The 25,726-nt window shown below is 67.5% G+C and carries 27 protein-coding genes; 13 read left to right on the forward strand and 14 right to left on the reverse strand.

The window, feature by feature from the left end; genetic code table 11:
* The first annotated feature begins 36 nt into the window (after positions 1–36).
* Positions 37–861, forward strand: a complete 825-nt coding sequence (locus tag BTO32_RS12280) for an inositol monophosphatase family protein (RefSeq protein WP_076724910.1) — start codon at positions 37–39, stop codon at positions 859–861.
* A gap of 6 nt (positions 862–867) precedes the next feature.
* Here the strand turns inward: BTO32_RS12280 and slmA are convergent, their stop codons facing one another.
* The 9 genes from slmA to BTO32_RS12325 form a co-directional block, all read right to left on the reverse strand.
* A complete protein-coding gene (slmA, locus tag BTO32_RS12285; protein WP_076724911.1) occupies positions 868–1,455 on the reverse strand; it encodes a nucleoid occlusion factor SlmA in 588 nt (195 codons plus the stop codon).
* A gap of 90 nt (positions 1,456–1,545) precedes the next feature.
* The gene (locus BTO32_RS12290; RefSeq protein WP_076724912.1) at positions 1,546–2,355 is read right to left on the reverse strand and encodes a thiazole synthase; all 810 of its coding nucleotides are present in this window, start codon (positions 2,353–2,355) and stop codon (positions 1,546–1,548) included.
* 52 nt (positions 2,356–2,407) lie between these two features.
* Positions 2,408–2,608: a sulfur carrier protein ThiS gene (gene thiS, locus BTO32_RS12295; RefSeq protein ID WP_076725098.1), complete on the reverse strand. Its 201-nt coding sequence runs from the start codon at positions 2,606–2,608 to the stop codon at positions 2,408–2,410.
* 20 nt (positions 2,609–2,628) lie between these two features.
* Complete coding sequence (locus tag BTO32_RS12300) at positions 2,629–3,036, reverse strand: DUF423 domain-containing protein (protein WP_139339062.1); 408 nt, start codon at positions 3,034–3,036, stop codon at positions 2,629–2,631.
* Positions 3,026–3,826, reverse strand: a complete 801-nt coding sequence (locus BTO32_RS12305; protein ID WP_076724913.1) for a symmetrical bis(5'-nucleosyl)-tetraphosphatase — start codon at positions 3,824–3,826, stop codon at positions 3,026–3,028. The genes BTO32_RS12300 and BTO32_RS12305 overlap by 11 nt, the downstream gene beginning before the upstream one ends.
* On the reverse strand, positions 3,819–4,646 hold the full coding sequence (gene rsmA, locus BTO32_RS12310; RefSeq protein WP_076724914.1) for a 16S rRNA (adenine(1518)-N(6)/adenine(1519)-N(6))-dimethyltransferase RsmA: 828 nt from the start codon (positions 4,644–4,646) through the stop codon (positions 3,819–3,821). The genes BTO32_RS12305 and rsmA overlap by 8 nt, the downstream gene beginning before the upstream one ends.
* Complete coding sequence (gene pdxA, locus BTO32_RS12315; RefSeq protein ID WP_076724915.1) at positions 4,643–5,650, reverse strand: 4-hydroxythreonine-4-phosphate dehydrogenase PdxA; 1,008 nt, start codon at positions 5,648–5,650, stop codon at positions 4,643–4,645. Before pdxA ends, rsmA begins: the two co-directional genes overlap by 4 nt.
* Positions 5,647–6,990 carry a peptidylprolyl isomerase gene (locus tag BTO32_RS12320; protein WP_076724916.1) on the reverse strand — a complete coding sequence of 448 codons (1,344 nt, stop codon included), beginning with the start codon at positions 6,988–6,990 and terminating at the stop codon, positions 5,647–5,649. The genes pdxA and BTO32_RS12320 overlap by 4 nt, the downstream gene beginning before the upstream one ends.
* A gap of 64 nt (positions 6,991–7,054) precedes the next feature.
* Complete coding sequence (locus tag BTO32_RS12325) at positions 7,055–9,382, reverse strand: LPS-assembly protein LptD (RefSeq protein ID WP_076725100.1); 2,328 nt, start codon at positions 9,380–9,382, stop codon at positions 7,055–7,057.
* A gap of 254 nt (positions 9,383–9,636) precedes the next feature.
* Here BTO32_RS12325 and BTO32_RS12330 point away from each other — a divergent pair, with 254 nt between their 5' ends.
* From BTO32_RS12330 to BTO32_RS12340, 3 genes are read left to right on the forward strand one after another with little or no spacing between them, the layout of a single operon-like run.
* On the forward strand, positions 9,637–10,677 hold the full coding sequence (locus BTO32_RS12330) for an aminoglycoside phosphotransferase family protein (RefSeq protein WP_076724917.1): 1,041 nt from the start codon (positions 9,637–9,639) through the stop codon (positions 10,675–10,677).
* A complete protein-coding gene (murU, locus tag BTO32_RS12335) occupies positions 10,674–11,357 on the forward strand; it encodes an N-acetylmuramate alpha-1-phosphate uridylyltransferase MurU (protein WP_076724918.1) in 684 nt (227 codons plus the stop codon). Before BTO32_RS12330 ends, murU begins: the two co-directional genes overlap by 4 nt.
* A gap of 4 nt (positions 11,358–11,361) precedes the next feature.
* Positions 11,362–12,111 carry a DnaJ domain-containing protein gene (locus tag BTO32_RS12340; protein ID WP_076724919.1) on the forward strand — a complete coding sequence of 250 codons (750 nt, stop codon included), beginning with the start codon at positions 11,362–11,364 and terminating at the stop codon, positions 12,109–12,111.
* Here the strand turns inward: BTO32_RS12340 and BTO32_RS18215 are convergent.
* Complete coding sequence (locus tag BTO32_RS18215; RefSeq protein WP_139339063.1) at positions 12,108–13,022, reverse strand: DUF3530 family protein; 915 nt, start codon at positions 13,020–13,022, stop codon at positions 12,108–12,110. The two genes, BTO32_RS12340 and BTO32_RS18215, sit on opposite strands and share 4 nt — an antisense overlap.
* 142 nt (positions 13,023–13,164) lie before the next feature.
* Between BTO32_RS18215 and rpe the strand changes: the two genes are divergently transcribed.
* The 6 genes from rpe to trpC all read left to right on the forward strand — a co-directional run bounded on the left by rpe (position 13,165) and on the right by trpC (position 18,748).
* Positions 13,165–13,848 carry a ribulose-phosphate 3-epimerase gene (rpe, locus tag BTO32_RS12350; RefSeq protein ID WP_076724921.1) on the forward strand — a complete coding sequence of 228 codons (684 nt, stop codon included), beginning with the start codon at positions 13,165–13,167 and terminating at the stop codon, positions 13,846–13,848.
* Positions 13,848–14,537: a phosphoglycolate phosphatase gene (locus BTO32_RS12355; protein WP_076724922.1), complete on the forward strand. Its 690-nt coding sequence runs from the start codon at positions 13,848–13,850 to the stop codon at positions 14,535–14,537. The genes rpe and BTO32_RS12355 overlap by 1 nt, the downstream gene beginning before the upstream one ends.
* Positions 14,538–14,786: 249 nt before the next feature.
* Entirely contained in the window at positions 14,787–16,274 is a 1,488-nt protein-coding gene (trpE, locus tag BTO32_RS12360; protein ID WP_076724923.1) for an anthranilate synthase component I, read from the forward strand.
* 16 nt (positions 16,275–16,290) lie between these two features.
* Positions 16,291–16,872 carry an anthranilate synthase component II gene (locus BTO32_RS12365; protein ID WP_076724924.1) on the forward strand — a complete coding sequence of 194 codons (582 nt, stop codon included), beginning with the start codon at positions 16,291–16,293 and terminating at the stop codon, positions 16,870–16,872.
* A 15-nt stretch (positions 16,873–16,887) separates the two neighbouring features.
* On the forward strand, positions 16,888–17,916 hold the full coding sequence (trpD, locus tag BTO32_RS12370) for an anthranilate phosphoribosyltransferase (RefSeq protein ID WP_076724925.1): 1,029 nt from the start codon (positions 16,888–16,890) through the stop codon (positions 17,914–17,916).
* 10 nt (positions 17,917–17,926) lie between these two features.
* Positions 17,927–18,748 carry an indole-3-glycerol phosphate synthase TrpC gene (gene trpC, locus BTO32_RS12375; protein WP_076724926.1) on the forward strand — a complete coding sequence of 274 codons (822 nt, stop codon included), beginning with the start codon at positions 17,927–17,929 and terminating at the stop codon, positions 18,746–18,748.
* Here trpC and BTO32_RS12380 read toward each other — a convergent pair whose 3' ends face one another.
* Positions 18,749–19,360, reverse strand: a complete 612-nt coding sequence (locus BTO32_RS12380) for a DUF4202 domain-containing protein (RefSeq protein WP_076724927.1) — start codon at positions 19,358–19,360, stop codon at positions 18,749–18,751.
* Positions 19,361–19,600: 240 nt separating this feature from the next.
* Here BTO32_RS12380 and BTO32_RS12385 point away from each other — a divergent pair, with 240 nt between their 5' ends.
* The 3 genes from BTO32_RS12385 (at position 19,601) to BTO32_RS12395 (ending at position 23,111) form a co-directional block, all read left to right on the forward strand.
* On the forward strand, positions 19,601–20,986 hold the full coding sequence (locus tag BTO32_RS12385) for an ethanolamine ammonia-lyase subunit EutB (RefSeq protein WP_076724928.1): 1,386 nt from the start codon (positions 19,601–19,603) through the stop codon (positions 20,984–20,986).
* A 19-nt stretch (positions 20,987–21,005) separates the two neighbouring features.
* Positions 21,006–21,815, forward strand: coding sequence for an ethanolamine ammonia-lyase subunit EutC (gene eutC, locus BTO32_RS12390; RefSeq protein ID WP_076724930.1), 810 nt, complete (start codon positions 21,006–21,008; stop codon positions 21,813–21,815).
* Between the two features lie 162 nt (positions 21,816–21,977).
* A complete protein-coding gene (locus tag BTO32_RS12395) occupies positions 21,978–23,111 on the forward strand; it encodes a sensor domain-containing diguanylate cyclase (RefSeq protein ID WP_076724931.1) in 1,134 nt (377 codons plus the stop codon).
* A gap of 5 nt (positions 23,112–23,116) precedes the next feature.
* Here BTO32_RS12395 and BTO32_RS12400 read toward each other — a convergent pair whose 3' ends face one another.
* From BTO32_RS12400 to BTO32_RS12410, 3 genes are all read right to left on the reverse strand, one after another.
* Positions 23,117–23,734, reverse strand: coding sequence for a glutathione S-transferase family protein (locus BTO32_RS12400; RefSeq protein ID WP_076724932.1), 618 nt, complete (start codon positions 23,732–23,734; stop codon positions 23,117–23,119).
* Positions 23,735–23,816: 82 nt separating this feature from the next.
* Complete coding sequence (locus BTO32_RS12405; RefSeq protein ID WP_076724934.1) at positions 23,817–24,554, reverse strand: alpha/beta fold hydrolase; 738 nt, start codon at positions 24,552–24,554, stop codon at positions 23,817–23,819.
* A gap of 1 nt (position 24,555) precedes the next feature.
* Positions 24,556–25,656, reverse strand: a complete 1,101-nt coding sequence (locus tag BTO32_RS12410; RefSeq protein WP_076724935.1) for a M14 family zinc carboxypeptidase — start codon at positions 25,654–25,656, stop codon at positions 24,556–24,558.
* Between the last annotated feature and the right edge of the window lie 70 nt (positions 25,657–25,726).

Here is a 25,726-nt window from a genome sequence, read left to right on the forward strand (position 1 = left end):
CTGGCACCCTCAAGTTCCATGCAAACTGAGGGTGCCATGTCCGAATCTCTTTCCCTTTCCGCCATTGCCGACGTTGCCGAGACCCTCGCGCGGGAGGCCGGTGAGCTGATCCGCCGCGAACGCGAGCAGAACACCCTGCGCACCGACTACAAGCATCAGACGGAGCTGGTCACCCACGCCGACGTGATGGCGGACGAATTCATCACCGACGCCATTCGCCAGCGCTTCCCGCATCACCGCATTCTGTCCGAGGAGACCATGCCGGATCTGAGTCAGGCCCGGGAGCTGGACACCCCACTGTGGATCGTCGACCCCATCGACGGCACCGTGAACTACGCCTACGGTCATCCCCAGGTGGCCGTCTCCATCGCCTTCGCGGAACGGGGGCAGGTGCAGGCCGGCGTGGTCCATGCCCCGTTCGCCGGTGAAACCTTCCGCGCCACGCGCGGTCAGGGTGCCACCCTCAACGGCCAGCCGATCCGGCACAGCGGCGCCTCGGATCTGCGCCAGTCCCTGTTCGCCACCGGTTTTCCCTACACCAAGGACAATCTGGCACCGCTGCTGCGCCGGCTGGACGCCATGATCCACCAGTGCCGCGACCTGCGTCGTATCGGCTCGGCGGCGCTGGACATCTGCTGGGTGGCCTGCGGCCGGCTGGATGCCTACTATGAGACAGTCAGCCCATGGGATTTCGCCGCCGCCCGCCTGATCGCGGCGGAAGCGGGGGCCACCGTGGGCCATTTCGGCACGGTACCGGAGGGCTATCCGGAGGATCTCTGGGGGCAGGACATCGTCATCGCCGCGCCGGAGATCTGGCCCCGCGTGCGGGACCTTCTCCGGGCGGCCTCGGGGTACGCGTAGGCGGTTTCAGCCCCAGGTGCCCTCGGCGATCAGGGCCCAGGCTTCCTCGAAGTCACCGGACGGGGCCCGGGCAAAGGACGAGCGGACGAAGCGCTGGATGCGCCCCTCCACAAACACCATGATGAAATCCGCGCCCCGGGCGGCACTGGTCCTGGGGCGCAGCCCCTGACGGATCTCTCCTTCCTTCAGGGCCTGACGCACCTGGGTCTCCAGGCGCTCGAAGAACTGCGACGCCCGCTTGCGCAGGGACGCGTTCTCGCCCATCAGGGCATCGCCGGTCAGCACACAGCACAGGCCGGGGTTGCGCTCGGCGAACACCAGCACCAAGTGCACCAGTTGTTTGAGCCGGGTGCGGACATCCTCCTGTTCCTGAAGGATCAGCTGGCAGCGGGAAAACACCGCTTCCTCGGCAAACTCGATCAGGGCCTCGAACATCTTCCGCTTGCTTGGGAAATGCCGGTACAGGGCCGCTTCGGTCACGCCCACGGTGCGGGCCAGGCCGGCGGTGGTGATGCGCGCCCCGGGGTCGTTTTCCAACAGCGCCACCAGGGCATGCAGGATCGCCTCTCGGCGACTCGGTTTCTGGTCGGTCATGACAGGATTACAGCGCTCTGAGTTTCGTTGTCGGCGGCGGTCACCGTGGTGCCGCCGCTCTTGTGGGGGTGGTGGGAATTGTGCCCGAGTTCAGAAAAAGGTGCCATCAATCGGCGACGAGGCGCTGGCGTAGCGCTTCTTCGGCATCCGTCCCGCCAGGTAGGCCTGCCGACCCGCCTCGATGGCCAGACGCATGGCATCGGCCATCCGGACCGGGTCCCGGGCCTGGGCGATGGCGGTGTTCATCAGCACGCCATCGCAGCCCAGCTCCATGGCGATGGTCGCGTCCGAGGCCGTGCCCACGCCGGCATCCACCAGCACCGGGACCCGGGCGTTCTCGACAATCAGACGGATGTTGTAGCGGTTCTGGATGCCCAGGCCCGAGCCGATGGGCGCCCCCAGCGGCATGATCGCCACGCAGCCCATATCCTCCAGCCGCTTGGCCAGCAGCGGGTCATCCGAGCAGTACACCATCACCTTGAAACCGTCCCGGATCAGGGTCTCGGCCGCCACCAGGGTTTCCGTCATGTTCGGGTACAGGGTCTTCTCCTCCCCCAGCACCTCCAGTTTCACCAAATCGTGACCGTCCAGCAGCTCCCGGGCCAGCCGGCAGGTCCGGACTGCGTCCTTGGCGGTGAAGCAGCCCGCGGTATTGGGCAGGATGGTGTAACGCTCGGGCGAAATGACATCCAGCAGGTTGGGCTCGTCCGGGTTTTGTCCCAGGTTGGTCCGACGGACCGCCACGGTGACGATCTCGGCGCCGCTGGCCTCGATGGCTCGGCCGGTTTCCGCCAGGTCGCGGTATTTACCGGTGCCGACCAACAGACGCGAGCGGTAGACGCGGCCAGCGATTTCCAGGGGGCGGTCTTCGGGGAGGGGGTGTTCGATGGTGTCAGTCATAGCCTATCCGGGTTGTTGGGAAAACATGCGGGGAACGGGTGGCCGGCACGGTTCAGCCGCCGCCGATGGCGTGCACCACCTCGATCCGGTCACCCGCCTGCAGGGTCACCTCGTCGTGGCGGCTGCGGGGGACGATGTCCTCGTTGACCTCGACCGCCACGCGCCGGCCGGCCAGGCCCAGGTGTTCGATCAGTGCGGTGACGGTCGAGCCCGCCGGCAGGGCCAGCGGATCGCCGTTGACGATCACTTGCATCATGCGCGGAATCTCCTTCGTCAGCGTGTGGACGGACGGCCCAGGCCGGCGGCCGCCAGCAGGGCCCAGCCAATCATGAAACAGAGCCCGCCCAGCGGCGTCACCGGTCCCAGCCAGGGCTGGCCGGCGAGGACCAGCAGGTACAGGCTGCCACTGAACAGCAGGATGCCGGCCAGGTGGAAGCCGGCGGCCCAGGCCAGCCGGCGGCCGGGCCAGCCCTGGCCGGCCAGCACCGCCACCAGAACCAGCGCCAGGGCATGATACATCTGATAGCTCACGGCGGTCTGGAACACCTCCAGCTGGCGCTCGCCGACCAGTCCGCGCAGGCCGTGGGCGCCGAAGGCGCCGGCCACCACCGCCAGCAGGCCAAGGATGGCGCCGGCCGGCAACGGCCAGCGCAGGGACGGCGTATCGTGTTCAGCAGTCACAGTGAATCCTCTCTCCGCTGTCCAGGTTCATCAGAGTCAGGGCGCCGCCCCAGACACAACCGGTGTCCAGGCCGATGAAACGGTCATGGCCGGTCTGCCCCGACAGGGCGGCCCAGTGGCCGAACACCACCCGGAGTCCGTCGTCCCTGGGCCAGTCGAACCAGGGGGCAAACCCCTCGGGAGCCTGACTGGCGGCCTCCTTGGTCGCCAGCTCCAGGGTGCCGTCCCGGGCGATGAAACGCATGCGGGTAAAGTAGTTGGTGATCACCCGCCAGCGGGCCCTGCCGGTCAGATCCTCGTGCCAGCACGCCGGCTCATTGCCATACATATGCTGGAAATACTCCGCCGCCTGGTCGCCCCGGATCACCGCTTCCACCTCGCGGGCGCAGGCCAACGCCTGCGCCAAGCTCCAGATGTGGGGCACGCCGGCATGGGCCATGGCCAACATCCGGTCCGGGTCGTAAACGCACAGATGCTGCCGGCGCAGCCAATGCAGCAGACGGTCGCGGTCCGGCGCTTCCAGCACCTCCTGCAGGGTATCCTTGGCCCGCGGCGAGTGCCCGCCCAGCGCCACCGCCAACAAATGCAGGTCGTGGTTACCAAGCACCACCACCGCCGCGTCCCCCAGGCTCTCGATGTAGCGCAGGGTCGCCAGCGACTCCGGCCCCCGGTTGACCAGATCCCCGGTCACCCACAGTCGGTCCCGCGACGGCGAGAAGTCCACCTTGGCCAGTAACCGGCGCAGGGGGCCGTGGCAACCCTGGATGTCACCCACGGCGTAGTCAGTCATCACCCACCTCCGGAATCGGTCCGGTGCGATCCCCGGTCAGGGCATCGGCGATGCGGACATAGTCCGCCAGGGTCAGGTTCTCCGGGCGCAGGCCGTCGTCGATGCCCAGGGCCCGAAGCCGGTCCGCACCGATCAGTCCGGCCAAGGCTTTGCGCAGGGTCTTGCGCCGGGCGTTGAAGGCGGTCCGGACCACCGCCTGCAGCGTGTCGAGATCCCGCGCCGGATGCGGCAGGGTGTCATAGGGCACCAGCCGGACCACGGCGGAGTCCACCTTGGGGGCAGGCCGGAAGGCACCGGGCCCCACTTCGAACAGCGGCTGCACCCGGCAAAAGTACTGGGCCATGATCCCCAGGCGGCCGTACTGGCTGTCGCCGGGCACGGCCGCCAGCCGTTGCACCACTTCCTTCTGCAGCATGAAGTGCATGTCCTTCACCACCCCGCTCTGGGACAGCAGGTGGAAGATCAGGGGGGTGGAAATGTTGTAGGGCAGGTTGCCGACGATGCGCAGCGGCTGGCCGTCGCGCACCAGCGAACGGAAGTCGAACTTGAGCGCGTCCGCCTCGTGGATGCGAAAGTCCGGATAGTTGAAGAATTTGGTGCGCAACACCGGGATCAGGTCACGGTCCAGTTCCACCACCTGCAGCCGCGGATTGAGTGCCAGCAGTTCCTCGGTCAGGGCGCCCAGGCCCGGACCGATCTCCACCAGGGCATCGTCCGGAGCGGGGTTGATCGCCCGTACGATTCGTTCGATCACGCCGGGATCGTGCAGGAAGTTCTGACCAAAACGCTTGCGGGCCTTATGCCCCTGTGGCCGGCTCATGCTCCGACCTCCCCGGCCCGGCGGCGGCAGCGGGCCATGTGCCCGGCCACCCGGATCGCGGTGTGCAGGCTGCCCGCGTCGGCGGTGCCGGTTCCGGCCAGGTCCAGGGCGGTGCCATGATCCACCGAAGTACGCACGATCGGCAGCCCCAGGGTGACGTTCACCGCACGGCCAAAGCCCTGATACTTGAGGACCGGCAGCCCCTGGTCGTGGTACATGGCCAGCACCGCGTCCGCCTGCTCCAGCCAGTGCGGGGTGAACAGGGTGTCGGCGGGCAGCGGGCCGGTCAGGCTCAGTCCCTCCTGGCGCAGCCGCGCCAGGGTCGGTTCGATGACCTCAATCTCCTCCCGGCCCAGGTGGCCGCCCTCGCCGGCGTGGGGGTTGAGGCCTGCCACCAGGATCCGGGGCTGCTCCAGCCCGAACCAAGCCCGCAGGTCCCGGTCCAGGATACGGGCAACCTGGCCCAGGCGCTCCGGGGTAATGGCGTCGGCCACCTCCCTCAGCGGCAGATGGGTGGTGACCAGCGCCACCCGCAGTTCATCGGTGGCCAGCATCATCACCACCCGCTCGACGCCGCACAGCGCCTGCAGAAACTCGGTGTGGCCGCTGAAAGCCACGCCGGCCTCGTTGATCACCCCTTTGTGCACCGGCCCGGTGACCATACCGTCCAGCACGCCGTCCAGGCAGGCGCGCGCGGCCGTTTCCAGGGTGGCAAGCACGTAGCGGCTGTTGGCGGGGTCCGGCTTCCCGGCTGCCCGGCTGACGCAGCCGGCGACCGGCCAGACCGACAGATGACCGGGCTCACACCGGGCCGGCTCGCCGGGCTGCCAGGGATGCAACGTCACGTCCAGCCCCAGGCGCCGGGCCCGCTCCGCCAGCAGAGCTTCACAGGCCACCACCACCAGGCCGGTGTCTCGCGCCTCCCGGGCCAGCATCAGGCACAGCTCCGGACCGATCCCGGCGGGCTCGCCGGCGGTCAGGGCCAGGGTCACCGGCGCGGTCATGACGCCGCCGCCCCGTCGTCGCCGGCGTTGGCCGGGCCGTAACCGTCCTTGAATTCGACGAAGGCCTCGTCGCGGATCTCCCGCAACCAGTTCTGCAGTTCCGCCTCGAATTTGCGTCGGTAGATGGCCTGGCGGGCGTCTGCTTCACGGACCTCGTTGCTGATGTCCTTCTGCCGGCGCTCCTGAACCTGCAGGATGTGCCAGCCAAACTGGGAACGGAACGGTCCCTTGAGTTCACCGATCCGGGCTTCCTGCATGGCCTGCTCGAACTCGGGCACCATCTGGCCCGGGCTGACCCAGCCCAGGTTGCCGCCGTCGGAGCCGGAGACCGGGTCGTCGGACTCGGCCTTGGCCAGTTCGGCGAAGTCCGCGCCTTCTTGAAGCCGGCGGTACAGGTCCCGGGCCTTGGCTTCGGCCTCTTGTTCGGTCAAGGCCTCGGACGGGCGGACCAGAATGTGGCGGACCCGATGCTGCTGCACCACCTGCGTCTGCTCCCCGCCGCGCTTGTCCATCACCATCACCAGATGGAAACCGCTGGTGTTCTCCAGCACCGGCGAGGGTTCACCCACGGGCAGTTCCGGGACCACCGGCGCCACCAGCGACGGCAGCTGGCTTTCCGAGCGCCAGCCCATGTCGCCGCCGTCCAGGGCGTTGCTGGCGTCGGACTCGGCCACCGCCACCTCGCGGAAGTCACGACCGTCGAGAATCTGCTGGCGCAGGCGCTCGGCCTTGTCCCGGGCAGCCTGGACCGAAGCCTCGTCGGTCGGGTCCTCGACCGCGATGAAGATGTAGGCCAGGTGGTATTCCGCATCCTGGCCACCCTGGGCCGCCAGGGCCTGGAGATAGTTCTCGACCTCGCGATCGGTCACCCGTACCCGGCTGCCAACCCGGCGCTGCTGGACCCGGCTGATCAGCATTTCCTGGCGGATCCGTTCCCGGGCCTGCCGGTAGCTGACGCCTTCGCGGGCCAGTTGCTGCTCGAACTCGGCCAGGCTGAGGCCGTTCTGGCGGGCGATGTTGGCCATGGTCTCGTTCAGCTCGTTGTCGCTGACACGCATGCCCATCTGGTCCGCCATCTGCAGCTGGATGGATTCGGTGATCAGCTGTTCCAATACCCGCTCTTCCAGCACCTGCCGGGGCGGCAGGCCGGTCCCCTGGGCCTGAAGCCGGGCCACGATGGTGTCGATGCGGTCGTCCAGCTGGGTCTGCAGGATGACGTCGTCATCGACGATGGCCACCACCTGGTCCAGCAGCGTCCGCTCCGCCTGGGCCGGCAGGGCGAGAACCAGCATCAGCAGCACCAGTACACTTGTCATACTCTGGCGAAGGGTCGCCTTCATAGTCACCTCGTTTTGCATTCAGGACGCACGCCGGGCGGCGTGCGTTTGTTGGTCCGGCAACGTGTCAGGGAGTTCCGAAACGCCGGCGCTCCCGTTCGTCGAACCCGTCAATGGCTTCCGACAGTTTGGCCGATGCGCCACCGGTGCCCCCCAGCCCTTTGAGCTGGATCTGGAAGAGCACGCGGGTCTCCAGCGTCTGGTCATCGGTCAGGTAGTTCTGGTGCACCAGTTGCACGCTCCAGCAGCAGTTGTTGTATTCAAGGCCGGCCAGCGAGCCGACGGTGCGCCCCAGGTCCTCGGCATAGACCCAGCGGCCGATCAGGCTCAGGCGGTCGGTCAGCGGCAGCACCCCGGCGACGTCGGTCTGTTCCAGTTCATCCTGGCTGTAGGTGTGGCCCAGGCTCGCCAGGTAACGATAGTCCCGGGAGTGGAACATCAGCTGGCTGCGGCCTTCCTCGGTGTCGCCGGTGTCCGGATCCCAGAGCCCGGAGCTGCGGATTTCCAGGGCGTCCAGGGGGTTGAGCACCAGCTCGCCGGCCAGCGGCGAGCGGCTGCGGGTGCCGCCCCCGGCGCCGAACAGGGTCACCTCGCGGTCGTCGAAATAGTGCACCTGACCCAGGCTGATCCGGGCCCGCTCGGCACCGCTCGCCAGATCATGAAAACGGCTGGTGATGGCCACCGTCAGTTGGTTGGCGTCCCCCACCCGGTCACCGCCGCTGAACCGGTCCGGCTCGAACAGCTGATCGAACCGGAAGCTCCGGAGCGCGGTGTCGAAGGCCGGGATGTCGTTCTGGTCCGCGTCGGCATCAGCCCAGGCGTAGTAGAGTCTCGGCTCCAGAGTCTGGTGGTAGGATTCGCCGAACAGCTGCCCCTGCCGGTCGAAATACAGGCCGTTGTCCCACTCCAGCACCGGCACCGCACGTTCGATGCTGCCGTCACCCAGGCTGTAGTCTTCCAGCTCGTAGCGGGTGTAGTCGAGGCTGACCGAGGGCCGGCTGAACCCCCACAGCGTGCGCACTGGCAGCGCCAGTTCAGGCACCGCACGCAGCCGTTGGCCATTGGCGGCGTCCAGGCCGCTGAGCTGGTCGTTGTCCCGTTGGAAATAGGTGTACTGGCTGTCCAGGTTCAATTGCCAGCCGGTTCCGCCGAGGCTGGCGTTGTAGCGGATGTCGGGCAGCTGGGCGTAGGGCGTATCCGCGTCGACAAGGTAGTCGCTGAGCGTCTGATAGTCGCTCAAATAGGCGTCCAGGCTCTGGTATCCGTCCCGGTAGCGGACGCCGCCCCTGCGTTCCAGATGGGTGGCGCGGTCGATCGCCAGGGTTCGGTTCAAGTCCCCCAGATAGTCGTTGTCGCTGACTACGGCAAAGTCCCCGTAGCCGCTCCAGCCCCGCCCGAACTCCGCCCGGGTTGTGGCCGCCAGCGCCCAGCGTTCGCCGTCTTCGCCGGGGTTGTCGTTGGCGTAGGCGCTGTCGTCGGCGATGTAGCCAAGCTGCAGGTCGGTCTGGCCGAACCGGCTCAGGTAACGGCCCTCGGCCTCGGTGAACAGGCCACGGCCGTGAATATACTGGGGCGTGAGCGTGGCGTCGTAGTGGGGCGCCAGATTGAAGTAGTAAGGCAGTGCCAGGAACAGGCCGCTGCCGGCACTGGAGGAACCGAACTGCGGATACAGGAAGCCGGATTTGCGGCGGTCGTCGATGGGGAAGCTCACCCAGGGCCAGTAGAACACCGGCGTATCCAGCACTTCCAGTCGCACGTGGCGCGCGGTGCCGAAGCCCTCGGCACGGTCCAGACGAATGTCGGAGGCCACCAGAGCCCAGTCGTTCCGGTGCGGTCCGCAGGTGGTCAGCACGCCCTCCTCGATCCGGACGTCGTTCTCGCCGATGCGCGACAGCCGGGCCGCGGAGCCACGCATTTCGGGACCGTGCAGCAAAAAGGTGGCGGTGTTGATGTCGAAGCGACCGGAGTCGACGTTGTATTCGGCGGACTCGCCGGTCAGCAAAAAGCCCTGCCCCCGGCTCACCAGTGGGCCCAGCACCGACACCTGGCCGGCGGCCTGGTCGTAGCGGGCCTCTTCCCCGGTGACTTCAAAGGCACCCTGACGAATGCGTACGTCACCCTCCAGGTGCAGGGTCCGGTCAATCTCGTACCGGGCATTGAGGCCACTGGCCTGAAGCGGCTGCCCGGGGTCGACGCCATCGTCGGCCAATGGCGAGTCCAGGCCCGCGCCGGACGGCAGGTAGCCACCGTCGCAGAACACCGGCAGCCGCTGCTGTACCGACTCGGGCAGCTCCGCCCGGGGCCGCCAGTCGAGTTCCGCCGCGCTCGGGGCCTGCCCCGCCCGGGCACCGGCCGCGCCAAGGAACAGCCCGCCCGCCAGCCCGGCCAGGGCCATCATCAGCCGCCGGAGGTTCCGGCTGGGCCGCCGCTCAACCGGCGTCGTCTGGCTGTGGATCACGCGTGGCACGGTGGCAGGATTCCTGTTCCGGGTGTTGGCATTGCCTAGGGTGAATTCGAGCCGCCTAGTTTACACGGGCCCTGTTACCTTGTTAACGGAAAGTCCCGGCAAAACCGTTTTACCGTCCCCGGCCGCTCTGATAACGTTCGCTGTCAGTGCCAACAACAATCGGGATTTGACACTCACCGCCTATGGACACGCGCCTGCAGTCACTGACCCGCTGGCTCCGGCAGCTCGACGGCTTCGGCGAAGCCGAGCCGCAACCGGTCTCCGGCGACGCCAGTTTTCGACGCTATTTCCGGGTGTGGCGCCAGCAGCCGGGGCAACCGCGCCAGCCATACATCGTCATGGATGCGCCCCCCGAGCACGAGGACTGCCGCCCCTTTGTCGCCATCGCGCGGCACTGGCACACCGCCGGCATCGCCGTGCCTGCAATCGAGGCCGAGGATCTGAACCAGGGATTCCTGTTGCTGGAAGACTTCGGCGATCGTCTGATGCTGGCGGAGCTGACCGACGCCAATGCCGACCGGCTGTACGCCGAAGCCCTGACGGAGCTGGTGGCGATTCAGCGGTTGGCGCCGCCGGCCGGCTACCCGCTGCCCCCCTACGATGCCGCGTTGCTGGACCGGGAGATGGCGCTGTTTCCGGACTGGCTACTGAGCCGGCACCTGGGCCTGTCGTTGGGCAACGCCGAGCGCTGCCTGCTGGACACCACCTTCGCCTTTCTCAGGGAAAGCGCCCTGGCCCAGCCCGAGGTCACCGTGCACCGGGACTACCATTCCCGTAACCTGCTGGTGCGCCCCGGCACCGGCCGCCCGGGCGTCATCGACTTTCAGGATGCGGTCACCGGACCGGTGACCTACGACGCCGTCTCCCTGCTCAAGGACTGCTACATCCAGTGGCCGGAAACGCGCCTGTGTCAGTGGCTGGAACAGTACCGCCAGGCTTCTCGGGACGCCGGCCTGCACCGGGCCGACCCGGACACCTTCCGGCAGTGGTTCGAGCTGATGGGGATGCAACGGCACCTGAAAGCGGCCGGCATCTTTGCCCGGCTGGCCATCCGCGACGGCAAGGCCGGCTATCTGAACGACGTGCCCCGCACCGTCGGCTACCTGGTCCGGGCCAGCGCCCGCCAGCCCGCCCTGCGCCATTTCCACGACTGGCTGGTGAACGAAATCATGCCCCGGATCGAAGCGGTGATCGGCCCGGCCCCGGAGGTGCCCGCACCGTGAGGGCCATGATCCTTGCCGCCGGCAAGGGCGAGCGGATGCGACCGCTGACCCTGACCACCCCCAAACCCCTGCTGTGCGCCGGGGGCAAACCGTTGATCGCCTATCACCTGGAGCACCTGGCCCGGGCCGGCTTCCGGGAGGTGGTGATCAACCACGCCTGGCTGGGCGAGCAGATTGAGGCCGCCCTTGGCGACGGCCGCCGCTTTGGCCTGTCGATCCGGTACTCCCGGGAAGGCCAGCCCCTGGAAACCGCCGGCGGTATCGTCCGCGCCCTGCCGCTGCTGACCGAGGGCGGCTCGGACTGGTTCCTGGTGGTCAACGGCGACATCTGGAGCGACTTCCCCCTGAGCCGCCTGACCCCGGTGACCGATGCCGACGCGGTGCTGGTGGTGACCGACAACCCCGATCACCACCCGGGCGGCGACTTCTACCTGCACCCCTCCGGCCGGCTGTACGGTGACGGCCCGGAAACGTGCACCTTCACCGGCATCAGCCTGCTGCACCGCCGCCTGTTCGACGGCCTCGACGACCGCACTGGCAAGCTCGGCCCGGTGCTGCGCCGGGCCATGGCCCGGCATCGGGTCCGGGGCTGCTACCACGCCGGCGCCTGGATCGATGTCGGCACGCCGGAACGGTTGCAGGCATTGGACCGGCGCCTGTCGGCGCAGCACGGTGACTGACGCCATGGCCTCGCCCCCCGACCCCCAGATGCCCCCCCGGCTGCAACGCCGGCTTGCCCGCCTGCTGGAACAACTGGCGAGTCACGAGCACCAAACCGTTCGGCTGATCGCGCGGTACCGGTTGCCGCGCTGGTGCCGGCGCCCGCTGTTCTTCCTGCTGGGTTACATTGCCCGGGCCGACGGCCGGGTCACCGAAGCCGACATCGACTACGCCGAAGACGTGATCCGCGCCCTTGGATTGAGCCGGCGCCAGCGACGGACCGCCATCCGCTGGTTCCAGAAGGGTAAGGGTGTGGAGCGGCTGCCAGCGTGGCGGGGCCTGGCGCTGCACCTGAGTCACTGGCTGTGGCCGGCACCGGCGCTGCGGGTGGCGGCCTGCCTGTGCCACGCCACCCAGCTGCAGGGGCCGCCGAGCAAACCTCGGCAGCACCGGTGCGAGGACGCCATCCTCCAGATCGGCCTGCCGCTGACGGTCAGCGACGACCTGCTGGCCAGCTACCGCGCCGCGTACTGGCCAAGCGACCTGCTCCCCGAGGCGCCGGAAAACTACGATCAGGCCTGCCAACTGCTGGGCCTGTCCCGACACGCCTCGCTGCCTCAGCTGAAGCAGGCCTACCGCCGCAGGATTTCGGAGTGCCACCCCGACAAACTGTCCCAGCGCCAGCGGTCAAACCGGGAGCTGGCGCTGGCGAAGGAACGGCTGCTGCGCTATCAGCAGGCCTGGGAACTGATTAAGCGCCGGCACCGGAGCTAGGACCCGCTGCGGCGCCCCAACCAGGCCAGGATCCGGTTGGCCAGGGCCTGGGCCGCCGCGGGCCCCGGCGGCACCGCCATGGCCACCGGCTGACGCTGGTAATCCGAGAACCCGGCCCGCCGGGCCGTCACCCAGCGCTCCCGCCCCGAGCGGGCCTCGACCACGGGGTACAGTTCCAGCAAGGCCAGCCCCTGGGGCGCTGCCAGCCGCTGGGCAAGCTCGGACTCACGTCCGGGGTAGAAGGCCGGCGCCACCCAGACCCGGAACGGGACCGACGCCTGGCCCAGATCGGGTGCGACCACGTAAAAAGCGGCGCGACCGATCCCCACCGCCCCAAGTGGCCCGTAGCCCTGGCCCGCCAGCCAGGCCACCGCCGCCTGCAATTGGCCCTGGACCCTAGCCCGGTAGTCCGCCTCGGCCCCTTCCGACGCGGGCGTCGCCAGTACATCAATCATCACGCCGGGGGCCGGTGGCGGCGTCTGGCCCGGGACCGTCGGCGCGCGTTCCAGCCGTGCCCGGACCGACTCCGTCGGCGGTTCGAGCCCCAGGGTCAGCACCGCCCAGCCGGCGTCCGCCAACGCCTCCGCCACGGCCAGCACCAGATCGGTACCGGCCGACTCGCCTTCGTTCGCCATCAGCACCAGCGCGCCCCGCGCGTCCGGCCGCCCCTCGGGAAACCACAGCGCCAGGGTCTGCCCCCCGCCCTCCGGTTCCAGCCAGCGTACTCGGTCCGGGAAACGCCGCTGCAATGCGCCTTCCGCCAGCCCGGTGTGCACCGCTAGGCGCGGAGCCTCGGGCGCCGGCTCGGCGTCCGCCGGCGCCGGTGACTGCGCCAGTGCCGGCCCCAGCATCAGCGCCCACACCCCCAGCACGCGGCCCGCCCGCATCCAGCACCGTTGCACCCTACGCACAGATCCCCACCTCCGGACAACGAAATCCCACACTCAAGCTGGTAGACTAGCAGCTTCCCGGACACCCTGGCAGGGCCCCACGCCGGACCGGCGGCACGCCACCGGATGCGCCCTGCACCGAGCGAACCCTGAGAGAGACGACATGAATCCGTACCTGATCGCCCCTTCCATCCTCTCCGCCGACTTCGCCCGCCTTGGCGAGGAAGTCGACACGGTGCTGGCCGCCGGCGCCGACATCGTCCATTTCGACGTCATGGACAACCACTACGTCCCCAACCTGACCATCGGCCCAATGGTCTGTGAGGCCCTGCGCAAGCACGGTGTGACCGCTCCCATCGACGTGCATCTGATGGTGTCGCCGGTGGACGACCTGATTCGCATGTTCATCGACGCCGGAGCCACCTACATCACCTTCCACCCGGAAGCGAGCAACCACATCGACCGATCCCTGCAACTGATCCGTGACGGCGGCTGCAAGGCCGGCCTGGTGTTCAACCCGGCCACGCCGCTGAGCTACATGGACTACGTTATGGACAAGCTGGACATGGTGCTGCTGATGTCCGTCAACCCGGGCTTCGGCGGCCAGAAGTTCATTCCGTCGACCCTGGACAAGCTGCGCGAGGCCCGCCGTCGGATCGACGCCAGCAACTACAACATCCGCCTGGAGATCGACGGCGGTGTCAAGGTCGACAACATCCGCGAGATCGCCGAGGCCGGCGCCGACACCTTCGTGGCCGGCTCAGCCATCTTCAACACCGACGACTACCGGGCCACCATCGACGCCATGCGCGCGGAGCTGGAACAGGCCCGCAAGGTGCTGGCCTGATGAGCCTGAAAGGTCTGTTCAACGCCCGCTGGCCGGGCGTTGCCCTGTTCGACCTGGACGGCACCCTGGTGGACAGCGCGCCGGACCTGGCGGCGGCGGTGGACCGGATGCTGGAACACCTGGGCCGCGCCCCCGCCGGCCTCGACCAGGTGCGCCAGTGGGTCGGCAACGGTGCTGCCATTCTGGTGCGCCGCGCCCTGGCCGGTCGCATCGACTGGCAGCCGGCGACCCCCCGCGACGACGCCCTGTTTCAGGATGCCCTGGCCATCTTCTACCACCACTATGGGCAGCTCAACGGCCAGCACGCCCGGGTGTTCCCTGGCGTGACCGACTGCCTCGCGCATCTGGAAGCACACGGTTGCCGGCTGGCGGTGGTGACCAACAAGCCCGGACCGTTCGTGGCACCTCTGCTGGAACGGGTGGGCCTGGCCCGGTGGTTCGAACTGAGTGTCGCCGGTGACACCCTGCCGGTGAAGAAACCAGACCCGGCGCCCCTGCTGCACGCCATGACACAGCTCGGCGGCACCCGGGGCACCACGGTGATGGTGGGGGATTCCGCCGCCGATGTAAACGCGGCCCAGGCCGCCGGCATCCCCTGCGTGGCGGTTCGTTATGGCTACAACTTTGGCCAGCCGGTGGATGCCTTGGGTGCGGACGCGGTTGTTGATTCGCTGACCGAGCTTTTGTAATCTCACCCCACGACGTTTGGTAGAGCATCTGTTTTCTCGGGAGATTCCTGCCGTGCAGGGACTGAATCTGACTGCAGCGCGAGGCATCCTGACAACCCGCGCAACACGATGGTGGCGATGGCGCACCGGTTGACCCGGCCCCGTGGCTGACCGGCACCCGTTGCCTGTCCGGCCCGCAACCGCCCGCGCAGGACCCGGTCCGTCCGAGTCCCGCGCAGCCAAGCAGATCAGACTTCAGGAATCCATGACATGACGCCCGAGCAATTCGCCGAGCTTGCCCAAGCCGGCTTCAACCGCATCCCCGTACACCGTGAGGTCCTGGCGGATCTCGACACGCCCCTGAGCACCTATCTGAAACTGGCCAGCGGCCCCTACTCTTACCTGTTCGAATCGGTTCAGGGGGGGGAGAAATGGGGGCGCTACTCGATCATCGGCCTGCCCAGCCGGGAGGTACTCAAGGTGTTCGGGCAGCGGATCGAACTGCACCGCAACGGCGAGGTGGTGGAACAGACCGAGGCCGAGGATCCCCTGGCGTTCGTCGAACACTTCCAGCAGCGCTTCCACACCCCGGACCTACCGGAGCTGCCCCGCTTCAACGGCGGCCTGGTCGGCTATTTCGGCTACGACACCGTGCGCTACATCGAAAAGCGGTTGAAAGACAGCTGCCCGCCGGACCGGATCGGCACCCCGGACATCCTGTTGATGGTGTCCGATCAGGTGGTGGTCTTCGACAACCTGCGCGGCAAACTGCACCTGATCGTGCACGCCGACCCGGCTCAGCCTCAAGCCTATGATCGCGCCCAGGCCCGGATCGACGCCCTGGAAGCCCGCCTGCACCGGCGCACCGCCGATGCCCCACGCACGCCCGAGCCGCTGCGCGGCACGGCGGTGGACGAAAGCGACTTCGTCTCCGGCTTCAGCCAAGACCGGTTCGAAGCGGCGGTGCAGCGGATCAAGGACTACGTGCTCGATGGCGATGTCATGCAGACGGTCATTTCCCAGCGCATGTCCATCCCGTTCCAGGCGCCGCCACTGAACCTGTACCGGTCGCTGCGGGTGCTCAACCCCTCCCCCTACATGTACTTCCTCGACCTGGAGGACTTCCACATCGTCGGCTCCTCACCGGAAATCCTGGCCCGGGTGGAAGACGGCGAAGTCACCGTCCGGCCCATCGCCGGCACCCGGCGACGCGGCGCCACCGAGGCCGAGGACCGGGCCCTGGAAGCCGAGCTGCTGGCCGACCCGAAGGAAATCGCCGAGCACCTGATGCTGATCGACCTGGGCCGCAACGACGCCGGCCGGGTGTCCGAAACCGGCACCGTGAAGGTGACGGACCGGATGATCGTCGAGCGATACTCCCACGTGATGCACATCGTCTCCAACGTCACCGGTCGCTTGAAGGAAGGCACCAGCTGCCTGGACGTGCTGCGGGCCACCCTGCCCGCCGGCACCCTCAGTGGCGCCCCGAAGATTCGGGCCATGGAGATCATCGACGAGCTGGAACCGGTCAAACGGGGCGTCTATGGCGGCGCCGTCGGCTACCTCTCGTTCAACGGCAACATGGACACGGCCATCGCCATCCGCACCGCGGTCATCAAGGACCAGACCTTGCACATCCAGGCCGGAGCCGGGGTGGTGGCGGACTCGGTGCCACGACTCGAGTGGAAGGAAACCATGAACAAGGGCCGCGCCATTTTCCGGGCCGTGGCCATGACCTACCACGATTTCGACCACTGAGGCGGAGGCACCGACCATGCTGCTGATGATCGACAACTACGATTCCTTCACCTACAACGTGGTGCAGTATCTGGCGGAGCTGGGCGCCGAGGTGCGGGTGTACCGCAACGATGACATCACCCTTGAGCAGATCGAGGCGCTCCGGCCAGAGCGGCTGGTGATCTCCCCCGGGCCCTGCACGCCCAACGAAGCGGGCATATCCATGGCCGCCATCCGGCACTTCGCCGGCAAGCTGCCGATCCTGGGCATCTGTTTGGGTCACCAGGCCATCGGCCAGGTGTTTGGCGGCCGCATCATCCGCGCCGGCCGCGTCATGCACGGCAAGGTATCACCGGTATACCACCGGGACGAAGGCGTGTTCCGAGGCCTGAACAATCCCCTGCAGGCCACCCGCTACCACAGCCTGGTGATCGACCAGGCCAGCCTGCCCGAGTGCCTGGAAGTCACGGCCTGGACCCGCCACGAGGACGGCTCCGTGGAGGAAATCATGGGCGTCCGTCACAAGACCCTGCCGATCGAAGGCGTGCAGTTCCACCCCGAGTCGATCATGACCGAGCAGGGCCACGAGCTGCTGCGCAACTTCCTGAGAACCCGCTGAGAGGCCAGAATCGCCATGGACATGAAACAAGCCCTGAACCGGATTGCCGCCAACCTGGACCTGTCCCGGGACGAAATGAAATCGGTGATGCGCATCGTCATGAACGGCGAAGCCACCGATGCCCAGATCGGTGCCTTCCTGATGGGGCTGCGCCTGAAAAGCGAAACCATTGACGAGATCACCGGGGCAACCGAAGTCATGCGCGAACTGGCCACCCCGGTGACCGTCAACGCCGAGCCCCTGGTCGACATCGTTGGCACCGGCGGCGACGGTGCCAACCTGTTCAACGTTTCCTCCGCCTCCGCTTTCGTGGTGGCCGCCGCCGGAGGTTACGTCGCCAAGCACGGCAACCGCGGCGTTTCCTCCAAGAGCGGCAGCGCCGACCTGATCGAAAAAGCCGGCATCAACCTCGATCTGACGCCGGAGCAGGTGGCCCGCTGCGTCGAGCAGATCGGCGTCGGTTTCATGTTCGCACCGGCCCATCACGGCGCCATGAAACACGCCATCGGTCCCCGCCGGGAGCTGGGGTGCCGCACCCTCTTCAACATTCTCGGCCCCATGACCAATCCCGCCGGCGTCAAGCGCCAGCTGCTGGGCGTCTTCACCCGGGAGCTGTGCCGGCCCATGGCGGAAGTTTTGAAACGCCTGGGCTCCGAGCATATTCTGGTGGTCTGTTCCAAGGACGGGCTGGATGAAATCAGCCTGGCCAGCTCGACCCACGTGGCGGAGCTGAAGGACGGCACAATCACCGAGTACGACATCACACCAGAGGACCTGGGCATCAAGAGCCAGTCCCTGGTGGGCCTGACCGTGGACTCGGCGGACGAGTCCCTGGCGCTGATCAAGGCAGCCTTCGGCCGCGGCCACGACGAGCTGAGCGAGAAGGCCCGGGACATGATTGCCCTGAACGCCGGCGTCGCCATCTACGTCGCCGGTCTGGCGGACACCGCCCGCGAGGGTGTCGACATGGCGCTGGACGCCATTGGCTCCGGCCTGGCCGCCGGCAAGCTGTCCGAGCTGGTCGACTTCTCCCGTTGTTTCTGAGGCCATGAACATGAGCAACCGTCACAACGACCGAACACCCACCATCCTACGCCGGATCGTCGACCGCAAGTGGCAGGAAATCGACGACCGCAAGCGCCGGGCACCGCTGGCGGACCTGAAGGCCCGTGCCGGCGACCAGCCATCGGCACGGGGCTTTGCCGAGGCCCTGGCCCAACGTATCCGCCAGCAGCGGCCGGCGGTCATCGCCGAAATCAAGAAAGCCTCCCCGAGCAAAGGCGTGTTGCGTGACCCCTTCCACCCCGAGGCCATCGCCGAAAGTTACGAGCGCGGAGGGGCCGCGTGCCTGTCGGTGCTCACCGATCACGACTTCTTCCAGGGGCACGAGGACAACCTGCGGGCGGCCCGGGCCGCCTGCGACCTGCCGGTGCTCCGCAAGGACTTCATGGTGGCGCCCTACCAGGTGTACGAAAGCCGTGCCATCGGCGCCGACTGCATCCTGCTGATCGCCGCCTGCCTGACCCGGGACCAGATGCAGGAACTGGAGGGCATCGCCCACGAAATCGGCCTGGACGTGCTGGTCGAAGTGCATGCCCCGGAGGAGCTGGACGATGCCCTGACCCTGGACACCCCGCTGGTGGGCATCAACAACCGCAACCTGCACACCTTCGAGGTCTCCCTGGATACCACCTTTGGGCTCCACGACCGCATCGCCGGGGACCGCGTGACCATTACCGAAAGCGGCATCATGAGTCGCGGGGACGTGACGGCCATGACGGCGCGGGGGATTTACGGCTTCCTGGTGGGCGAATCCTTCATGCGGGCGCCGGAACCGGGCGAGCAGCTCCGGGCCCTGTTCTTTCCCGAGGACTGATCAGTCCGCCGGCGCCAGCGCGTCCTGCAGCAGTGCCTGCAGGTGCGCGGGCAGACGGCCGGCCAGCGCCAGGGCGGCGGCGTGTCCCCTCGGCGTCATCTTGGCCCAGGTGCGGCGGACGATGCGCAACCACTTGTCCCGGTCGTAGTCCGTTTTTTCCTCGTAGAAGTCCGCAAAGTAGCGCTCCAGAAACACCAGACAAGCCACGTCTTCCAGCAGCTGGGTGTCCGGGTCCCGGCGCAACTCGCGCTTGCTGAGAATCACCGCCACCCGTTCACACGCCTCCGGCGGGTAACCGCACTGCGCCATGATCTCCGCCGCCCGCCGACCATGCCTGCGGCCACAGGACTGACGCCACTGATAGTAGCCGGCCCGCCCGTCCGGAAACTCGCCGCGCGGCAGCATCCAGCGTTCGATGTGCTGAGCCCGGCAGGCAATCTGCATTCGCTCCGACGGGTTCGGCTCCAGCGCAAACAGCCATCGGGTCATGTGCAGGCTGTAGGCGTACTCCCGGGGCAAGGTCTGCCCATCCACCTGTTCGGTGTTGGGATCGGCCCGGTTGGCCTCGTCAATTCTGGCCAGGACACAGGCCAGGGACGGCTGTCCAGTCATCTCACGCTCCTGAGCTCGCGGCTCGCAATCCGGTGTTCTCTGGCCGGAAGGGTAACGCGCCGGAGGGGGCTTGGGTAGGGGATTCTGAGAACCGAAGCGCCCCACAACGGGGCACTCCGGCCCGCGCAGGCCAAGTGCTTGAGCCCTGGCCATGATCCGCTATGGTGATTGAGTGGATGGTTTCGAAATGCACCATCACCTCCTGTTCGACCAAGTCCTGCTTGCCACCCGGAGGAAGACATGAACTATCAGGTCGACTTGGCCCAGAGGCGCTACCGGTTCCGCGACCTCAGGGAGCTGATGGCCAAGGCCAGCCCGCTGCGCTCGGGGGATTGCCTCGCCGGCATCGCGGCGACCAATGCCACCGAGCGGGTGGCTGCCCAGTACTGTCTGGCGGAGGTGCCGCTCCGACGCTTTCTGGAAGAGCCGCTGATTCCCTACGAGCGCGACGAGGTGACCCGGCTGATTCTGGACAGCCACGACCCGGCCGCCTTCGCCCCGGTGGCCGATCTGAGCGTGGGCGAGTTCCGTGACTGGCTGCTGTCCGAGCAGGCCGACACGTCGGTGCTCACCGCGCTGGCGCCGGGCCTGACGCCGGAGATGGTGGCGGCGGTATCCAAGCTGATGCGGGTTCAGGACCTGATTCTGGTGGCCGGCAAGTGTGAGGTGGTGACGGCGTTCCGTTCGACCATTGGCCGGCAGGGGCGGATGTCGACCCGGCTGCAGCCCAATCACCCCACCGACGACCCGGCCGGGGTCGCGGCCAGCGTCCTGGACGGGTTGCTGTACGGTAACGGCGACGCGGTGATCGGCATCAATCCCGCCACCGACAACTACCACGCGGTCACCCGGCTGATGCGGATGCTCGACGACGTCATCCGACGCTACGACATTCCAACTCAGTCCTGCGTGCTGACCCACGTCACCACCCATCTGGAAGCCATCAACCGGGGCGAGCCGGTGGACCTGGTGTTTCAGTCCATTGCCGGCACCGAGGCGGCCAACGCCAGTTTCGGCGTCAGCCTGTCGCTTCTGGACGAGGCGCACCAGGCCGCGCTGGCGCTGGGGCGCGGTACAGTGGGGCAGAATGTGATGTACTTCGAGACCGGCCAGGGCAGTGCCCTTTCTGCCGACGCCCACCATGGCGTCGACCAGCAGACCTGCGAGGCCCGGGCCTACGCCGTGGCACGGCGTTTCGACCCGCTGCTGGTGAACACCGTGGTGGGGTTTATCGGCCCGGAGTACCTGTACGACGGCAAGCAGATCATCCGCGCCGGTCTGGAGGACCATTTCTGCGGCAAGCTGCTTGGGGTGCCGATGGGCTGCGACATCTGCTACACCAACCACGCCGAGGCGGACCAGGACGACATGGATGTGCTGCTGACCCTGCTGGGCGCCGCCGGCCTCAACTTCATCATGGGGATTCCCGGCGCCGACGACATCATGCTCAACTATCAGACCACCTCGTTCCACGACGCCTGGTACCTGCGCCAGGTGCTGGGCAAGCGGCCGGCACCGGAGTTCGAGGCCTGGCTGGAGCGCATGGGGATCACCGACGCCGGGGGGCGCCTGAAGACGGGCGCGGGCCTGCCAAACGCCTTCGCTCACATCGCCCGACATCTCTAGCTCCGGGGAGGATATGCGCATGACCGATTCAAATCCGCGCCGGAAACGGGGCATCACCGAGAATGACTGGGCCGGTCTGAAACGCTTCACCCCGGCCCGCATTGCCCTGGGCCGGGCCGGTATCAGCCTACCCACCCGGGCCCACCTGGAGTTCCAGCTGTGTCACGCCCAGGCCCGGGACGCAGTCCACATCCCTCTGAACAGGGACGCACTGACCACCGAGCTGAACGACCTCGGCCTGACGGTGATTCCCCTGCACAGCCGGGCACCGGACCGACCGACCTACCTCCAGCGGCCGGACCTGGGCCGGCGCCTCGACGCCGACGCCGGCGCCCGCCTGAAACGGCTGGCCAGCGAGGGGGCCGCCGCCGACGTGGCCCTGGTCCTGGCCGATGGTCTGTCCTCCACCGCGGTTCAGCATCATGCCGCGGCCATGCTGGCCCGGATCGTCGACGCGCTCCGGGCCGACGGACTGTCGCTGTCACCGGTCTGTCTCGTGGAGCAGGGCCGGGTCGCCGTGGGGGACGAAATCGGCGAGCTGCTCGGCGCCCGGATGCTGGTGCTGCTGGTGGGCGAGCGGCCGGGGCTGAGCGCTCCGGACAGTCTCGGCATCTACTACACCTGGAACCCCAGGGTGGGCCTGACGGATGCAGCGCGCAACTGCATCTCGAACATCCGCCCGGGCGGGCTCTCAGTCGACGACGCCACACGGCGACTGGCCTGGCTGATCCGGGAGTCCCGGCGGCTCGGCTGCTCCGGCGTGGCACTCAAGGACGGCTCGGGTGAGCCGGATGCCCTGGACGGGCACACCAATTTCCTGCTGGAATAGCGCCGCCCGCCCCAGAATAGGGGGATGTCCTGAGGGGTATATCGCCTATAAGGGCTTGTGCCGACCGGACACACGGTCAAGAATTTTCGCTCCGAGCGCATCCGTAGCACTCAACCAGACGTAGAATTCAAACAACGTGACCGACGCCGGAGCGTTCGCCCCTTGCGCCTGAACATCCCCCAGATCCCCGCCCGGTGGCAGGACGCCCATGCTCACCACCGCGACCGACTGGAGCGTCAGTTCGCGATACTGGCAGCGTGGGCAATGCTGGCCACGCTGCTGGCTTACCAGTTCAGCCATGCGCTGCGCGGGGTCCCCGTGGCCGACGCCAGCGGCCTGGACCTGCTGCTGCGGGCCCCTGCCTACGCCGCCGCCCTGGTGACCCTGGCCGGTCACTATACGGGCCGGCCGCGCTGGTCCGCCAAGGCCTTTCTGCGCCTGATGTCACTGTCGTTGATGTTCACCGTGCTCAGCCTGTTCCTACTGTACTACCAACAAGCCCAGGCGGGCCTGCAGCAGATCAGCAAGGGGCTGATGGTGGCCTTCTTCGGCGTCACCCTGATGACCACCCGGGGCCTGCGGGACTGGCTGCTCCAGTTCCTGCTGCCGCTGCTGCTGTTCGTGGCCGCCGCTGGCGTGCTGGCCATTCCCCTGACCGAGCTCGGTCCCTACCTGTTTGGTCCGGGGGTGGTGCTGGTGGTGGGCCTGCTGGTCAGCGAGGCGCTGCGGGGGCTTTCCGTACAGCAGTTTCTGAGCGAACAGGCCCTGAAGGAAATGGCCACCACCGACCAGCTGACGGGGCTGCTGAACCGACACGCCTTTCTGCCGCTGATCCGCCAGGAAATCCATCAGGCGGAACGCAACGGCCAACACCGGTTCTCGGTGATTCTCGGGGATCTGGATCACTTCAAGCGGGTAAACGACCGGTTCGGCCATGAAACCGGCGACCGGGTGCTGCAGGAAACAGCGACGCGCATCCGGGCCTGCCTGCGCCGGGGCGATGCCCTATGCCGCTGGGGCGGCGAGGAGCTGCTGATCCTGCTGCCGGGCACCGGTGTCCGGGGGGCCCGGGAGGTGGGGCGCAAGATTCTCGCGGCACTGGCGGACCAGCCGATGCCGATGAAAGACACCCGCCAGCAGCAGACCATCAGTCTCGGCATTGCCGGCTACCGGGGCGACACCAGCCCGGAAGCCCTGATCGGGCGGGCCGACCGGGCCCTTTACCGGGCCAAGAGCCAGGGCCGCAACCAGCTGGCCGTGGCCCTGGCGGCACCGGCGGGCGGGGATGCCGGCTGAGCGCCTCAGGCCTGGGCGGACGGACGGGCTTTGATGCGGTCGTACCAGGCCTGTAGGTGCACCTGCTCCGGCTGAATCCGCAGGTTGATGACCCGGGCGAACGCCACCGTGGTGAAGGCATTGATGTCGGCGGCGGTAAAGCGGTCGCAGCAGAGATACTCCCGCCCTTCCAGATGCTGGTCCAGGAACTGCATGAACCGGACCACGCCCTGGCCACACTCCTCACCCCACGCCTTGATCGGGTTCATGCGGTCCTTGAAGTAGCCGGTGGTGTGCTGGAAGCACATGCCGGTGGGCAGGAAGAAGTAGAAATCCAGCCAGCGCAGCCACTGCTCGATCCGCGCCTTTTCCAGGGGCGTGTCGCCGAGCAGGGTCGGGGTGTCGGGGTAGGCCTCCTCGAAGTAGCGGCAGATGGCCATGGTTTCGGCGATGCAGGTACCATCGTCCAGCTCCATCACCGGCACCTTCTTCATCGGGTTGCGGGCCATGAATTCCGGCGTCAGGTTCTCTCCTTTCTGGATATCCACCTCAATGAATTCGGCCTCGTCCAGCAGGCCCTTCTCGGCCATGAACATGCGCACGCGGCGGGGGTTGGGGGCGGTTCTGGTTTCGTAGATTTTCATTGTTGTCGGCTCCGTGTCAGCCCTGTGTCGTGATTTCGGTTTCCTGAGACTGAACGGAAAAAAGAGTTGCGTCAAGCAACCATCAGGCCCTTGGCAACCACGCCGAAAGCTGCGCCAGAATCCACTCCGGGTCGTCGAGGGGCAGGTCATGGCCGGCGTCCGGATGCAGCTTCAGGGTCCACTGCCACAGGGACTCCAGCCGGGCGCTGCAGCGCCAGTGCACGATCCGGTCCCGGCGGCTGGCCAGCAACAGGGCATCCGGCAGCGGGCGCGTGCGCCGGGGCCGGAAACCAGCCGCCGCGCGCAACTGCCGGAAGGCGGTGTCCAGGCTGACCGGGCGCTGGCGCTGGATGCTGTACCAGCGCTTGGCCAAAGCCAAGGGCACGGGGCGGTTGCTGGTCAACGCCAGGATCGCACGCTCCCGGTCAAACAGTTCCCGGTAGGCCAGCAGTCTCAGGATGCGGGGCCAGGCACCCGGCCGCATCCGCTGCCACGGCGGGCTGAAAGCCGAGCTGGTATTGATCAGTACCAGGTTCTGGATCTCGCCGCAGGGGGCGTGCTGGGCCCAGTCCAGCGCCACCATGCCCCCCATGGACAGGGCCAGCAGGTTTACCGGCCGGGGAATGTGCGCCACCTGCCGGCACACCCATTCACGGATCGCCGGAATGGTGTCCGGGCTGGTTTCCCGAAAGGCTACCCCCGTGCCCGGTAAATCCACGGTGTGGAACCGGTGCCCGGGGAACGCCGCCTCCAGACGCCGGGGGAAGTCCCCCCAGTGTGCCTGCTCCCGGGTCAGTCCACGCAACAGAATCCAGTGCATGTCAGTTCACATCCCGATACCAGTGCATGATGGCCGCTTCCCGGAGCATGGCCTCCTGGTCCGGATCCGGCAACCAGTTTTCATGGCTGGCGGCGGCGTGCAACAGAAAGTCGATCCAGCACAGGTGGGTGCGCAGAACCCGCTTGTGCCGGTGCGGCACCAGCGGGTTAAACAGGCCGTCGAGCCGGAACAGCTGGCGGGGACGTTTGCGGACCCAACGCCAGGAGCCCATTTCCAGGGTCAGGGGTAGAAACACCCCGGCACTGTTGCGATTGACCTGTTTGTAAAAATAGTCCCAGAGGTCACCGTGGGTCAGGTAGTGCCGGGACTGAGGTTCGAACCGGTAGGTGTGGTTCGGGTAGGCCTGCTCCCAGATCAGCTTGAGCGCCATCAGTGATCCGATGCGGCGCATCGGGCGCCGGCGGTAGGCGTAGGGAAACCAGATCTGGTCCTGCCAGCCAAAGCCGCTGTGGCAATCCAGGGAAACGCTGAACGGCCGGCCGGGCAGCAGCTCCTCGATCACCGCCGCCAGCGCCTGATTTTCCGGTTCCATCCCCTGCTCCGGGTCGCCGGTGTACCAGGGCAGGCGTCGTGACAAACGCTGCCCGCCCAGCAAGAAGGCGCTGCGGTCCTGGGCGGTGATCGGAGCATTGCGCATCAGGTCGACACCGTTGGGGTTGCTGCGCTGGTTCAGGAACATGCCACCGGGATTGAGGATCGGCAGTACGGTCACCCGAACCTGCGTCAGCAGGCGGGCCAGGTGATCGTCCCAGGCCAGCCGGCTCAGCAGGGTGTGGAGCCAGGCCATCACCACCTGCGAGCCAATCCGTTCCAGCCCATGCACCCCGCCCACCAGCAGCAGGGCGGGGACGTCGCGGCGCTCGGCCCCCAGATCGATCCGATAGATCGGCAGCGTCAGGTCGGCCAGCGTCACCCGCTGCGGAACCCGGACCGACACCGACTCGGGCGCCTCCGCCAGCAACCGTTCCAACTGGATCAGCTCCGGCAGAAATGTGCGCAGGCGCTGACGCTGACGGGCATCCCGCCGCGACTGCTCCTCGGGAATGGCCTGGTGAGGGGTCAGTTTCCGCAGTTCGGTCATATCAGCCTCCTGGTCCGGCAACCGCACGACCCTAGCAGGGCTTTACTACAGGCCGTTGACAGTGGCCGGC

This window comes from Marinobacter lutaoensis (assembly GCF_001981305.1).
Classification (GTDB): Bacteria; Pseudomonadota; Gammaproteobacteria; order Pseudomonadales; family Oleiphilaceae; genus Marinobacter; species Marinobacter lutaoensis.

Excerpts from the sequence above, each read along its gene's own strand:
- BTO32_RS12280 (WP_076724910.1), top strand. The coding sequence starts at position 37 with ATGTCCGAATCTCTTTCCCTTTCCGCCATTGCCGACGTTGCCGAGACC.
- slmA (WP_076724911.1), bottom strand. The coding sequence starts at position 1,455 with ATGACCGACCAGAAACCGAGTCGCCGAGAGGCGATCCTGCATGCCCTG.
- BTO32_RS12290 (WP_076724912.1), bottom strand. The coding sequence starts at position 2,355 with ATGACTGACACCATCGAACACCCCCTCCCCGAAGACCGCCCCCTGGAA.
- thiS (WP_076725098.1), bottom strand. The coding sequence starts at position 2,608 with ATGCAAGTGATCGTCAACGGCGATCCGCTGGCCCTGCCGGCGGGCTCG.
- BTO32_RS12305 (WP_076724913.1), bottom strand. The coding sequence starts at position 3,826 with ATGACTGACTACGCCGTGGGTGACATCCAGGGTTGCCACGGCCCCCTG.
- rsmA (WP_076724914.1), bottom strand. The coding sequence starts at position 4,646 with ATGAGCCGGCCACAGGGGCATAAGGCCCGCAAGCGTTTTGGTCAGAAC.
- pdxA (WP_076724915.1), bottom strand. The coding sequence starts at position 5,650 with ATGACCGCGCCGGTGACCCTGGCCCTGACCGCCGGCGAGCCCGCCGGG.
- BTO32_RS12320 (WP_076724916.1), bottom strand. The coding sequence starts at position 6,990 with ATGAAGGCGACCCTTCGCCAGAGTATGACAAGTGTACTGGTGCTGCTG.
- BTO32_RS12325 (WP_076725100.1), bottom strand. The coding sequence starts at position 9,382 with ATGGCCCTGGCCGGGCTGGCGGGCGGGCTGTTCCTTGGCGCGGCCGGT.
- BTO32_RS12330 (WP_076724917.1), top strand. The coding sequence starts at position 9,637 with ATGGACACGCGCCTGCAGTCACTGACCCGCTGGCTCCGGCAGCTCGAC.
- BTO32_RS12340 (WP_076724919.1), top strand. The coding sequence starts at position 11,362 with ATGGCCTCGCCCCCCGACCCCCAGATGCCCCCCCGGCTGCAACGCCGG.
- rpe (WP_076724921.1), top strand. The coding sequence starts at position 13,165 with ATGAATCCGTACCTGATCGCCCCTTCCATCCTCTCCGCCGACTTCGCC.
- BTO32_RS12355 (WP_076724922.1), top strand. The coding sequence starts at position 13,848 with ATGAGCCTGAAAGGTCTGTTCAACGCCCGCTGGCCGGGCGTTGCCCTG.
- trpE (WP_076724923.1), top strand. The coding sequence starts at position 14,787 with ATGACGCCCGAGCAATTCGCCGAGCTTGCCCAAGCCGGCTTCAACCGC.
- BTO32_RS12365 (WP_076724924.1), top strand. The coding sequence starts at position 16,291 with ATGCTGCTGATGATCGACAACTACGATTCCTTCACCTACAACGTGGTG.
- trpD (WP_076724925.1), top strand. The coding sequence starts at position 16,888 with ATGGACATGAAACAAGCCCTGAACCGGATTGCCGCCAACCTGGACCTG.
- trpC (WP_076724926.1), top strand. The coding sequence starts at position 17,927 with ATGAGCAACCGTCACAACGACCGAACACCCACCATCCTACGCCGGATC.
- BTO32_RS12380 (WP_076724927.1), bottom strand. The coding sequence starts at position 19,360 with ATGACTGGACAGCCGTCCCTGGCCTGTGTCCTGGCCAGAATTGACGAG.
- BTO32_RS12385 (WP_076724928.1), top strand. The coding sequence starts at position 19,601 with ATGAACTATCAGGTCGACTTGGCCCAGAGGCGCTACCGGTTCCGCGAC.
- eutC (WP_076724930.1), top strand. The coding sequence starts at position 21,006 with ATGACCGATTCAAATCCGCGCCGGAAACGGGGCATCACCGAGAATGAC.
- BTO32_RS12400 (WP_076724932.1), bottom strand. The coding sequence starts at position 23,734 with ATGAAAATCTACGAAACCAGAACCGCCCCCAACCCCCGCCGCGTGCGC.
- BTO32_RS12405 (WP_076724934.1), bottom strand. The coding sequence starts at position 24,554 with ATGCACTGGATTCTGTTGCGTGGACTGACCCGGGAGCAGGCACACTGG.
- BTO32_RS12410 (WP_076724935.1), bottom strand. The coding sequence starts at position 25,656 with ATGACCGAACTGCGGAAACTGACCCCTCACCAGGCCATTCCCGAGGAG.